General features: G+C 58.5%; 9 protein-coding genes and 1 rRNA gene. 6 read left to right on the top strand and 4 right to left on the bottom strand.

Annotated features, from left to right (window positions below):
- Positions 1–11 precede the first annotated feature (11 nt).
- Positions 12–908: a TauD/TfdA dioxygenase family protein gene (locus tag ACSFE6_RS13310; protein WP_435428032.1), complete on the bottom strand. Its 897-nt coding sequence runs from the start codon at positions 906–908 to the stop codon at positions 12–14.
- 230 nt (positions 909–1,138) lie between these two features.
- Here ACSFE6_RS13310 and ACSFE6_RS13315 point away from each other — a divergent pair, with 230 nt between their 5' ends.
- On the top strand, positions 1,139–1,504 hold the full coding sequence (locus tag ACSFE6_RS13315) for a tryptophan synthase subunit beta (protein WP_435428033.1): 366 nt from the start codon (positions 1,139–1,141) through the stop codon (positions 1,502–1,504).
- Positions 1,505–1,595: 91 nt separating this feature from the next.
- Here ACSFE6_RS13315 and lapD read toward each other — a convergent pair whose 3' ends face one another.
- Both lapD and lapG read right to left on the bottom strand, forming a co-directional pair.
- Positions 1,596–3,542 (bottom strand): cyclic di-GMP receptor LapD, encoded by a 1,947-nt coding sequence (gene lapD / locus ACSFE6_RS13320; protein ID WP_435428034.1) that lies wholly within the window; start codon positions 3,540–3,542, stop codon positions 1,596–1,598.
- A 14-nt stretch (positions 3,543–3,556) separates the two neighbouring features.
- A complete protein-coding gene (lapG, locus tag ACSFE6_RS13325; protein ID WP_435428035.1) occupies positions 3,557–4,261 on the bottom strand; it encodes a cysteine protease LapG in 705 nt (234 codons plus the stop codon).
- 197 nt (positions 4,262–4,458) lie between these two features.
- Between lapG and ACSFE6_RS13330 the strand changes: the two genes are divergently transcribed.
- From ACSFE6_RS13330 to ACSFE6_RS13350, 5 genes are all read left to right on the top strand, one after another.
- Positions 4,459–5,169, top strand: coding sequence for a GntR family transcriptional regulator (locus ACSFE6_RS13330; protein ID WP_435428036.1), 711 nt, complete (start codon positions 4,459–4,461; stop codon positions 5,167–5,169).
- Between the two features lie 641 nt (positions 5,170–5,810).
- Positions 5,811–6,587, top strand: coding sequence for a DUF3050 domain-containing protein (locus ACSFE6_RS13335; protein WP_435428037.1), 777 nt, complete (start codon positions 5,811–5,813; stop codon positions 6,585–6,587).
- Entirely contained in the window at positions 6,584–7,513 is a 930-nt protein-coding gene (locus ACSFE6_RS13340; protein ID WP_435428038.1) for a diiron oxygenase, read from the top strand. Before ACSFE6_RS13335 ends, ACSFE6_RS13340 begins: the two co-directional genes overlap by 4 nt.
- 13 nt (positions 7,514–7,526) lie before the next feature.
- Complete coding sequence (locus tag ACSFE6_RS13345; RefSeq protein ID WP_435428039.1) at positions 7,527–10,943, top strand: non-ribosomal peptide synthetase; 3,417 nt, start codon at positions 7,527–7,529, stop codon at positions 10,941–10,943.
- Positions 10,944–10,972: 29 nt separating this feature from the next.
- Entirely contained in the window at positions 10,973–11,440 is a 468-nt protein-coding gene (locus ACSFE6_RS13350) for an SRPBCC family protein (protein ID WP_435428040.1), read from the top strand.
- 116 nt (positions 11,441–11,556) lie between these two features.
- Here ACSFE6_RS13350 and rrf read toward each other — a convergent pair.
- Positions 11,557–11,672: ribosomal RNA gene (rrf, locus tag ACSFE6_RS13355) — 5S ribosomal RNA — on the bottom strand.
- Positions 11,673–11,674 lie beyond the last annotated feature (2 nt).

Here is an 11,674-nt window from a genome sequence, read left to right on the forward strand (position 1 = left end):
TCTCCGGCAAATCAGAAAGGCGCGTCGCCCTGGATGGTGGTGCGATACAGCTTGCGGCGCAGATAGCTCGGGCAACCGGCGGCAAGGTGGATCAGCGAACGGTTGTCCCAGAACACCAGGTCATGGGGCTGCCACTGATGGCGGTAGATGTTTTCCGGCAAGACGCTGTGGGCGTAGAGTTCGGCCAGCAATTGCTGGCTCTCGTCCTCCGGCAGGCCAACGATGCGAGTGGTGAACCCTTCACTGACGAACAACGCCTTGCGGCCGTTTTCCGGATGGGTACGCACCACCGGATGGATCACCTCGGCGACCTGGGCGAGCTGCTCCGCAGTCAGGGTCGGGCGCCAGTTGCCTTCGAATTTGGTCTCGCTGTAACGCGCTGTGTAGGAATGCGCCGCCGAGCGACCTTCGACCGCTTTGCGCAGCGCCTCGGGCAAGCTGTCCCAGGCTTTGTGCATGTCAGCAAACAGGGTGTCGCCACCCTCGGACGGCAGCTCCTGGGCATGCAGCATCGAGCCCAGGCTCGGCAGTTCCTTGTAGGAGAGGTCGGAATGCCAGAACTTGCCGGCATCGCCGAGGCCGATGTTCTGGCCATTCTCGACAATGTTGGAAACGATGAGAATTTCCGGGTGCCCCGCCAGCAGAAACTGTTTAAGCACATGGATCTGCAACACGCCGAAACGGCGGCTGAAGTCGATCTGTTGCTCGGGGGTAATGCGCTGCTCGCGGAACACCACCACGTGATGATCCAGGTGCGCACGGTGAATGAGGGCGAAGTCCTGATCGTTGATCGGACGGGATAAATCGAGGCCGATGATCTCGGCGCCCACCGCACCGCTGAACGGACGGATTTCGAAGGCTTGCGGCGCGATGGTCGCGGCGCTTGGGGTAGCAGTAGCTGCAGACATTGAATCACTCCCACGTACGGCACGCTCAAGGGCGCGCGCGTCGATCAGAAACTCACGGAGGTCCCGTGTTGGTTCGTGTCGTGCGGCGCGCCGATTGGTCGGCAGGTACGCAGGGGTGTGACTTTATAGATATAAGAACAGTATTTTAAATACCGTTAGTGAATAACCATATGGCGTATTTGGCCTATGCTGCTGACAGCATGACGCGATTCAATTCCGAGGGATGCTCCATGTTCTACGTGCAACGCAATGCAGAAGGGCAACTGATGCGCGTCGAAGCCGAAGCCTACGCCGAATCCACGGAAACGCTGCCGGCCGACCACCCTGACCTCCAGGCCTGGTTTGCCAACGAGGTCATGGCCACCAGCCTTAAACAACTCAAGCAGATTAAACAGCTCAAGCAACTCAAGCAGAGCGACCTGGAAATGATCCGGGTACTCGACGACTTGATCGAGGTGTTGATCAGCAAAGGCGTGATCCTGGTCACCGACTTGCCAGCCGCCGCACAGGCCAAACTCATGGACCGGACCCAGGCCCGGGAGGCTTTGGGGGGGTTGAGTCATTTGGTTGATGATGAGGAGGAGGGGTTTATCTGATCACCGCAAAAGATCGCAGCCTTCGGCAGCTCCTACCTTGGAATGCGCACCCCTGTAGGAGCTGCCGAAGGCTGCGATCTTTTCAACAGCCTCACTGCCAAGGCTTTGGCTCACCCACCAACCGCCCTTGAACCCCATACACCCCCATCTCCCGAATCACCGCCAGCTCGCCCTCGGTCTCAACCTGCTCGGCAATCAACGGCAAGTCGATGCTATGGGCCGCCCGCTGAATGGCTTCGATAAACAGGCGCTTGTCGCTCTCCCGATCGATCGCACGGATATAGCTGCCATCGATCTTCAAATAAGCCAACCCGAGCCGCGCCAGGTTGCCGATCATGCTGAAACGCCCGCCAAAATGTTGCAGGCTCAACGAGAACCCGAGCCCGCGCAAACGCCGTGTCAGGTCCTCGAGCATGATTTGCTCCGATAGTTGTTCTTCACCGATTTCCAGGGTCAGCCGCGGCCCCAGATCGGCATGCGAACGCAAGCGTTCGAAGAGCGCATCCAACGCCTGCGGATCTTCCAGGGTGGCCGAAGACAGGTTAAGCGCCAGCGATGCTTCGTGATCGGCCATCTGCTCCAACACCAACTCCAACATCAGGCGATCCAGCCTCGCGGTCCAGCCAAACCGCTGCAACCAAGGCAGGAAACGCCCGGCCGGAATGCTCTGGCCTTGATCGTCAATCAGCCGTGACAGCACTTTGTGGTGCAGTATCAATTGGGTGTCCTGACTGGCCACCACCGGCTGGAAATACAGTTTGAATCGCCGCTGATTCAGTGCCTGATCCAGCAGGTCGTGCCAGGCATGGTGATCCTCGCCGATACCCGCCAAGGCGCTGTGATCCAGGCAGACCCAGTGCGAATCGACCTGGCTTTCGGCCTGCGCCAGAGCCTGATCCGCGAGCCCGAGTACCGCTTGCGGCGCGTCGCCATGAACATACGGCGCCAACCCGATCGCGGCGACCGAGGCCACGTCGGTAGCACCAGTCGCGTACAGGCTGGCCAGGGCAGTGTCGAGATGTTGTGCCAGTTGCTGTGCTTCTTCGCGCATCAGCCCCGGCGCCAGCACGGCAAACTCGCCGCCCCGAATGCGCGTGACGAGGTTTTGCGTTGCCGGATATCGAGCGCATTCGCGTGATAATTGCTCACCGACCGCCTGCAGCAACGCATCGGTGCGTTGACCGCCCAGACGCTGGTTGAGACCGGCCAAATCCTGAACCCGCAACAACAGCAAGTAACCGGAGCTGGCCTGCTCAAGGTTGCTCACCCTCGCGTTCAATTGCATCTCGAAATAACGACGGTTGGCCAGCCCGGTCAGGTTGTCCTGATAGGACTCGACCCGCAGCTTTTCACTGCGCTCGGCCTGTTCCTGAAACAGCGCCTTGAGCTTCTCGACCATCTGGTTCATGGCCTGCACCACACGCCGCAATTCGGGCGTACGCGGCAGCTGCGGCAAACTGAGGAACTCACGGCGAGCGATGGCCTGGGACTGCTGGACCATGTAATCGAGCGGCTTCAATTGTTGACGCAGCAACACTGCCCCCAACACCGCACTGACCACGCCGCAGATGAGCAACCACACCAGGCTGCCCAGCGCGCTTTGCCACAGCTTGGCCAGCGCGAACATCGGATGGCTGACCACTTCGACCCGCGCGGCCTGCTCCCATCCGCGACTGACGATCGCATCGCCACCGGCAGGTTCCAGGCCAATGAGCCGGACGAACCAGCCCGGCACCTGGGTGTCCGCCGGGATGCCGCTGCGCTCGACCAGCGTCTTGTCGTTGGACAGGTCAATCACCCGGATGCTGGCATAGTAACCGCTGTCGAAAATCGAACTGACCAGCAATTCGGTCATCGCCGGATCGTCGATGTTCGGCGTCAGGGACAGCGCCAGCGCCGTAGCGGCGTCCTGGGCATGGGAGCGCAATTGATTGACATACTGGGTGCGCGAGCTCTCCAGACTGACCATGAAGCTGCCGGTGAAGGCGACGACCAGGAACAGACAGATAGCGATCAACAGCTGTTTGAACAAGGACATCTGTGGGTGTGCTCCTAGTGAGTCGTCTCGACCGGAAATCCTTCAGCCTGCATTTTCTTCAGCAGATCCTGCCAGCGGGACAGGCGCTTGGTGTCACCAACCTTCTGGTTGCCCTTGGCACCCGGTAGCCACACCCCTTCCGCATTGAAAGCGTAGACCGGCAACAGATCCGTACGCTGGCTGGCCGGCTGGATAAGGTCTGTCAGGCTGTCGAGCACCAGCGGCATGGCGTTCGGACTGGCGTAATAGGTCAGCACCATGTGCGCACGATTCAGACGCAACGCCTTGACGTAGGTAATGCGCAACTTGTCGCTGGCCACGCCGAGATGGCGCAGGCTGAAATACTTGGCAATAGCGTAGTCTTCGCAATCGCCAGCGCCTTTCCACAAGGCTTGGATCGGGGTTTCCCAGTAATCGACCTGGTGCCACAGGTCGATGTCTTCGACGTAGCGCATCCGCTGGTTGAAGAACCGGTTAATCCGGTTGAGCTGTTCCAGTTCGCTGACCTGCTTCTGGGTAGTCAGCAACTGTTGCCAATCATCAATACGCTGCTGACCTTCGCCCAAAGGTCCGTACAATGCCTGCGCCCGGCGGCTGATCAGGGAAAAGTCCCAATCGGCCTGTCCATCGCCCAACACATCGCCCAGCATCACGCCGGCCAGCAGCAACGCACCGCACAACCAGCACAACAACCGGGGGATCGGAAAACGTACCGCCAATGCGAGGCATCCAGGGTGGGCAAGTGGAAGTCGGTTGATGGTGTAGGTTAGCCCGTTAAAAAACAATGGCACGGTGAGATCACCGATGGCGCGCTAAACTGAAGAAAGGGCGCTCTGTCAGGCGTTTGACAAGCCAAGAGGCCGTTACTAGTGTCAGTTGGATCCAAAAACAACTTAGTCAATCAGGGTGCTTAGTAGTGACACAAAAGCCCAACCCTCTCAGCAGTATCAAGGTTGACGGACCGATTCCCGCGCACCTGGCGCGCTCGGTGATCGAGGAAACGTTACGTTCGGCCATTCTCGATGGCCGCTTGCCTTGCGGTATTGCACTGCGCCAGCAAGACCTGGCCGACCTGTTTGGTGTCAGCCGCATGCCGGTGCGCGAAGCCTTGCGCCAGCTCGAAGCCCAGTCCTTGCTCAACGTGATTGCCCATAAAGGCGCCGTGGTCGCGCCCCTTGTTCAAGGCGATGCCACGGAAACCTACGCACTGCGTATCCTGCTGGAATCCGAAGCGCTACGCTTGTCGATCCCGTTGCTTGAAGACGCGGACCTGGAACAGGCAGCCCGCTACATCGACGAGCTGGAAACGGAACACGACTACACGGAGATCGGTCGGCTCAATCGCCTGTTTCATATGTCGCTTTACTGCAAGGCGCCCAATAAACGTCTGCTCAGACTGGTCGAAGACGGGCTGAACGAGGAGGAGCGCTTCCTGCGCTTCAACCTCGAAGCGATGGGCCTGGGCAAACTGTCCCAGGAAGATCACCGGGCGCTGTTGCATGCTGCCGAAAACCGGGACGTCGAAGCCACGGTGAAGCTGCTCGAAAATCACCTCAATCGGGGGGTAGAGGTGATTACCCGCTACCTCAACAGTCCTGAGGCCCAGAGCAGAAACACTTCGAATTAACTCATCATCCTGTGGCGAGGGAGCTTGCTCCCTCGCCACATATTTACCGAACAATCCGCTTACAAAACTCCCTCCTCTAAATCCCTCCCCGACTCCCGGTCCTCGGTGATGGCGGCAGCCTTGAATTACGCTCACTCTTGGGGTGCCAATTACCGATGAACGGGTGACGCATCACGAGAATGACGCAGTCCCCGCACCAAGAACCTACGGAAGGAGCCTTGTCACGGGAACGGATGAATTGGCGCAACTGCGGCCAACTTCCAACCCTTAGATCACCTCAACGATATTCAACTAGAACGTTGCTTCGAGTGAGGCATTCACTCTTCATAAAAATTCTGACTTATATAAGCCGGAAGGAGCAACTACATCCAAATAAAACCCATGCGAAAAGTTTTATTGAAACTTATCGCACCCAAGAAAGTTGAATACTTAAATACCAATAAAATAACTTGCCCAACACTTTATTTGTGTAATAGTTTTTCCAGCGTCGCCAATAAACACGGCTGCACAGCCCATTAACACTGTTCTGAAAGCAACGACTACAGATCAATTCGTTTGAGGGATCCGCTCGCCAGCAGAAAACTTCAAACAGCAGTCAGCCATTGATCAACTCTGACATTCGATGACTTAAGGGCCTGCACATGAAACCCACTAAAGAACGACTCGAACAAAAAAAATCTGAACTGAGTGCACATCCGATTTTCTCCGAAATCCACTCACTGCCGATATTGCAACGCTTCATGGAAACCCATGTATTTGCCGTGTGGGATTTCATGTCGCTGACCAAGCGTTTGCAACAGGAGCTGACCTGCACCCAACTGCCCTGGCTGCCACCGCGTGATCCGCAGGCAGCGCGGCTGATCAATGAAATCGTGTTGGGTGAAGAATCCGATGATCGCCCGGCCCAGGGTCACTACAGCCATTTCGAGCTGTACTTGGATGCGATGCGTGAAGTGGGCGCCAGTACCGCCGCCGTCGAACGTTTCGTAGCGCTGCAACAGGAAGGTGTGAGCTACGACGTGGCGCTGCAAAGCGTGGATGTCGACCCGGCGGCGGCGCGGTTCGTTCGCCATACGCTAAACACCGCGTTGCATGCGCCGGGGCACAGTGTCGCGGCCGCTTTTCTGCATGGTCGCGAAAGCGTCATCCCACAGATGTTCCAGCGCATTCTCGATGACTGGGGCATCGGTATCGCGCAGGCTCCGACCTTTCGTTACTACCTCGAACGACACATCGAAGTCGACGCCGAGGACCACGGCCCCGCTGCGGAAAAACTGCTCGCCAGGCTGGTCGATGGCGACCCGCAACGCGAGGAAGACGTGTATGCCAGCGCCATCGCCGCCGTGGAAAGCCGCATCGCCCTGTGGGACGGCTTGCGGCTGAGCATGAGCGAGCCACTGGCGGAGGTTAACGCATGAACGCCGCCGACTACCTGTCGTTCGCCGACGCCTGGGAGAGCCGTGCCACCATCCGCACCCGCCCGCGGCGCGTGCTGGAGAACGACGACAAACTGATCTATCCACTGAGCCGCCAGCCGCTGGTGCTCAGCGAGACCTTTCTGCGCGAATGCCCGCAGCAACGCGACTTTGCCCTGGTGCAGACGCTGTACAAATTCATCAATGACGTGGTGATTTTCGAAACCGAAATCGTCGACAAGACCGCCCGCAGCATCGCCAAGAATCGCTTCGACGTCGCCTTTCCGTTTGCCTGTCGCTACGACGCCATGACCGTGGTCGTAGACGAGGATTACCACGCGTTAGTGGCCATGGATTTCATGCAGCAGACCGTCACCATGACCGGTATCACGCCCATCGATCTGCCTGATGAGATCGAGCTGAGCCGAGCGATCCCGGTCGCCGTTGCGCTGGCGCCACCACACCTGCGCGGCGCCGTGGAGCTGATCTGCGTGGCCATCGCCGAGAACACCGTGACTGGCGATGTCGCAGCGTTCGCCAAGGACGACACGGTCAAGCAATCGATCAAGGGCTTGATGGCTGACCACTTGCTCGACGAAGGCCGGCACTCGAGCTTTTGGTCGCGGATGGTGCGCATCTACTGGCACACCGCGAGCGAAGACGAGCGCCAGTGCATCGCGCAAATCCTGCCGGTATTCATCGGCCATTACTTGACCAACGATATCCAGAAGTCCTTCGATTTCCGCTTGATCGACGCCTTGCCAATCAGCGACACCGCGCGCCTGGCCCTCAAGGACGAAGTGTCGGGGCTGGCCTTTCCCATCAATCGCCATCATCCGTTGGTGGCCAACATCGTACGGTTCTTCCGCAGCAGCTCGCTGCTCGATTCACCGTGCGTGCAAAGCGCCTTGGGCGACTACCTGATTTGACGAGGAGTGCATCATGAGACGTCTCGACATTCTGCTCATTGGACGAAGCCAGGCATTGACCGAGCTGGGGCTGGAACTTGAACAAAACGGCCATGTACTGACGCGGATGATGGCGCGTAATGAACGTTTGCCGCTCCGCGTGGACCTTGTGATCGATGATGCAAGCCTTGCGGTCGAAGAGCTCCCGGAGGCGACGCGGTTGACCCTGCAAATGGGTATCGGGCTTGCGGATTCGTCCGGCCTGCCGTCGCTGGACTTGCTATGCCTGCACGATTCGACGCTGTTCACCCGTGTACCGATCGCCGATGAACCTTCGGGCAACGGTCAGGCACTGCGACTGCGCACAGTGGCGGAACTGGTGGATCATGTGGCCCTGCTGGTCAGTCGCTACTCACGGGACGCCGAGTATTTTCGGCTCGCTGAACCCGCGTCCCCTGTTCACTTCGAGACGGTCGAAAACCTGCTGTATCTCGACCGCCTGGCCTTCCTCCACCGAGGCAATGTCACCGCTGAGCCGAAGTTGCTGGAGCTCGCTCAGGTACCGATGATCGAGCGACTTGAGCAGCGTTTCATTGCCAGTGCCGATCGACCGGCCTTGAAGGTTGCAGGCACCACCCTCGACTATCGTCAGCTGCATGCATTGAGCCGCGCGGTTCAACAACGTTTGCAACCCATGCTCGATCAGCATGAAGGTCCGTGGGTGGTCGGAATCTGCCTGCCCAAATGCAGTGTGTTGTATGCGGGGATTCTGGCGGTGCTGGGCAGCGGCGCGGTGTACCTGCCACTGGAGCCGAGCCATCCACTGCAACGCCAGCAGTACATCTTGTCGAACGCAGGTGCCGTGTTGCTGCTGCATGACGGGCAACATCCGCTGGCGTCTGAAATGCCAAGCCTGGATATCACCGCGATCAATCCCAAAGAGGTCTCGCTCGATCTGCCGCTGATGCGCCAGCGTCCCGATCTTGATGCTCCATGCATGGCGCTCTACACCTCGGGCACTACCGGCCACCCCAAAGGCGTACTGCTCAGCCAGGCCAACCTCGCCCACTTCACGGCGTGGTATGCCGACTTTGTGCAACTGACTGAACAGAGCCGAGTGCTGCAGTTTTCCTCGCTGAGTTTCGACTCATCGCTGATCGACATTTTTCCGACCTTGTTGCAGGGTGCCGAATTGGTCGTGCCCAACGACGATCAGCGTCGCGACCCGTCACAACTGGTGAAGCTGATCCGTCACCAGCCGTTGAGCCACGCTTTCTTACCGCCAGCACTGCTGAGCATTCTCCCGCTGGAACAGTTGCGCGATGTCGAGCGCATCATGACTGGTGGCGATGTCTGCGAGCCTTGGGTCATCGAGCAACTGACCCGTCAGGGCAAACTCTACAACCTCTATGGCCCCACCGAAGCCACGGTGCTGATTACTGCGCGACAACTACAGGCCGGTGATCACAATCGGACGCTGGGACACCCTATCGCCAACAGCCAGGTGCTGATTCTCGATGAGGATCTTCAACCGGTGGTCGAGCAAACCGTTGGCGAGTTGTACATCGCAGGTCCCGGCGTGTGCCTGGGTTACCTGAACAATCCAGAACAAACCGCCGAGCGCTATTTGAGCCTGACACTGCCTGATGGCGAGAGTCTGTGCGCCTACCGCACTGGCGATATGGCCAAGTGGACTGGCGACGGCATCGAGTTGTGCGGCCGACGCGATAACCAGGTGAAGATTCGCGGCTTTCGCGTCGAGCCGGAAGAGATTGAACGCTGCCTGCGCGACAGTCAGTTGTACCGCCAGGTGGCGGTGGTGATCGACAGCCAACGGCGGATTCTGGCCTTCCTCGCCCAGCCTCAGGAAGACCGGCCCGGCGCCGCCCGCGAAGCGCTAAAGGCACATGCGGCGCAACACCTGCCGGACTACATGCAACCTGGTGCATGGACCGAACTGGCGAACATGCCATTCGCCAGCAATGGCAAGGTCGATCGCAAGGCGCTACTGGCTTTGCCGGTCAGCTTCAGCGAAAACGCCGCAATACGTTTGCCCAGCAGCGCCGATGAAGCCCTGCTACTGGAGATCTGGGCCGAGCTGCTGGAGTTGCCAGCCAGCGATATTTCCACTGATGAGAGCTTTTTCAATCTGGGCGGTCATTCGATCCTGCTGTCACGGATGCTGCTGCGTTTGCGCGAAGCGTTCGGCCGCAGCATTTCGATCAATCGTTTTATCGAATTGCCCACCATCATCAAACTGGCGACCCTGGTGCGCGGCTCCGGCCGCGAAGAAGTCCTGAGTGCACAGGCGATGGCCGATGCCTCCCGCGAACTTCAAGTCCAACCATTACCCATCAGCCGCATGGGTGATGTGCACAAGGTAGTCGTCACCGGCGCCAACAGCTTTGTCGGCGTACACATTGTCGAGGCGTTGTTGGCATGGGGCGCTTCCGAAGTCGCCTGCCTGGTCCGAGACGGTAACGGGCAATCGGCTGCCGATCGCTTCGCCCAGGCGCTGCGCGAGAATCGATTGGAGCATCTGGACTTGAGTCGGGTGCGGGTTTACGCGGCCGACATCACACGCCCGCAACTGGGGTTGACCGACGACATTTACGAGCGCCTCGATCGTGAGTTCGGCGCTCTGGTGCACAACGCCGCCAACGTCAATCACGTGCTCGATTACGAGTCGCTGGCAAGGGACAACGTCGACCCCATCTTCGAGTGCTTGCGGTTGTGCGAAGGGCGCAGCAAAAAAATCTTCAACTTCGTCTCGACACTCTCGGCCTCAAGCTCGATGTCCGACGATGGCCGAGTGCTCGAACTGCCCGCCGCGCAGACCCCGCCGATCTACATCAAGAACGGCTACAACCTGTCCAAGTGGGTGGGTGAGCGAATCCTCGGACGTGCGCGGGAACGTGGTGTGCGGGTCAATCTCTATCGGCCCGGCAACATCAGCTTCAACAGCCTCACGGGCGTCTGCCAACCGCACAAGAACCGATTGATGTTGATGCTCAAGGGTTCGATCCAACTCGGTCAGGTGCCGGAGTTCACGTTGAATTTCGACCTGATGCCGGTGGATTTCCTGGCCCGCTTCATCGCCTTCCATGCCAGCCGTTATCAGCCTGAAAAAGCGGTGTTCAACCTGCACAACCCCGAGCCTCTGAGCTGGGACCGTTATGTGGCGACTTTTCGTGAAGCCGGTCGAGAGTTCTCCCTGGTCAGTGTCGCCGACTGGCAACAACAACTGGATCGGGTCGACAGCGATAACGCGCTGTTCGGTGTGCTGGGTTTCTACCTCAACGGCTTTGAGGAAGACATCGGCGATATCTCGATGATCGGTCACGACAATGCTCAGGCCGGTATACGGCAGATGGGGGCCCGCTATCCGGAAAAGTCCCCGGCGTTGCTGCGTCGCGGCTGCGACTACCTCAAGGAAATCAATTTCATCTGATTCATCCCAAACAAGAACGGAGCAAAACCATGAATACACTGCAACCCGATACTCTGATCAAAAATCCACAGGGCTGCCACGTCGTGTCGTCAGTGGAAGTCCCAGCCGATGCCACACAGGTGTGGACCGTGGTCGGCAACTTTGCCGGCTTCGACCAATTCATCCCGGCGCTGTCTCACATCGAGATGACTGGTGAGGGCGTGTCGTCCCTGCGCAAGAAATTCTTCAAGGACGGCAATCTGGTGGTCGAACAGCTCAATTCCCGCGACGATCAGGCCCTGAGCATGACCTGGACAACGATCTACAACACCCTGGGTGTGGCCAATCTGTGGGCGGCGATGCAGGTCAAACCTGCGGGCTCGGCTAAATCCGTCGCAACCTGGACCATCATCGCCGAACCGACGCAAGGCGGCGAAGCGGTATTGCCGGGTTTCAGGAGCTTCGTACAGGGCTTTGCCGATGATGCGATGAACAACGTGCGCAAGCTGTTCGCGTAAATGCCAGAAAAAGCCAATCGTTGAATTCAGGGACTGGCTTTTTGAGTTTGCGTTTTAGCTAGACTAAAACGACAAAACCCCTGTCTGCGCAAGCAGACAGGGGTTTTGGAATTTAATCTTGACGATGACCTACTCTCACATGGGGAAACCCCACACTACCATCGGCGATGCATCGTTTCACTTCTGAGTTCGGGATGGGATCAGGTGGTTCCAATGCTCTATGGTCGTCAAGAA

Source organism: Pseudomonas baetica, from assembly GCF_051216495.1.
Classification (GTDB): Bacteria; Pseudomonadota; Gammaproteobacteria; order Pseudomonadales; family Pseudomonadaceae; genus Aquipseudomonas; species Aquipseudomonas baetica_B.

What these genes read in the sequence shown, in the direction of transcription:
- ACSFE6_RS13310 (WP_435428032.1), bottom strand. Translation starts at nt 908, where the DNA reads ATGTCTGCAGCTACTGCTACCCCAAGCGCCGCGACCATCGCGCCGCAA.
- ACSFE6_RS13315 (WP_435428033.1), top strand. Translation starts at nt 1,139, where the DNA reads ATGTTCTACGTGCAACGCAATGCAGAAGGGCAACTGATGCGCGTCGAA.
- lapD (WP_435428034.1), bottom strand. Translation starts at nt 3,542, where the DNA reads ATGTCCTTGTTCAAACAGCTGTTGATCGCTATCTGTCTGTTCCTGGTC.
- ACSFE6_RS13335 (WP_435428037.1), top strand. Translation starts at nt 5,811, where the DNA reads ATGAAACCCACTAAAGAACGACTCGAACAAAAAAAATCTGAACTGAGT.
- ACSFE6_RS13340 (WP_435428038.1), top strand. Translation starts at nt 6,584, where the DNA reads ATGAACGCCGCCGACTACCTGTCGTTCGCCGACGCCTGGGAGAGCCGT.
- ACSFE6_RS13345 (WP_435428039.1), top strand. Translation starts at nt 7,527, where the DNA reads ATGAGACGTCTCGACATTCTGCTCATTGGACGAAGCCAGGCATTGACC.
- ACSFE6_RS13350 (WP_435428040.1), top strand. Translation starts at nt 10,973, where the DNA reads ATGAATACACTGCAACCCGATACTCTGATCAAAAATCCACAGGGCTGC.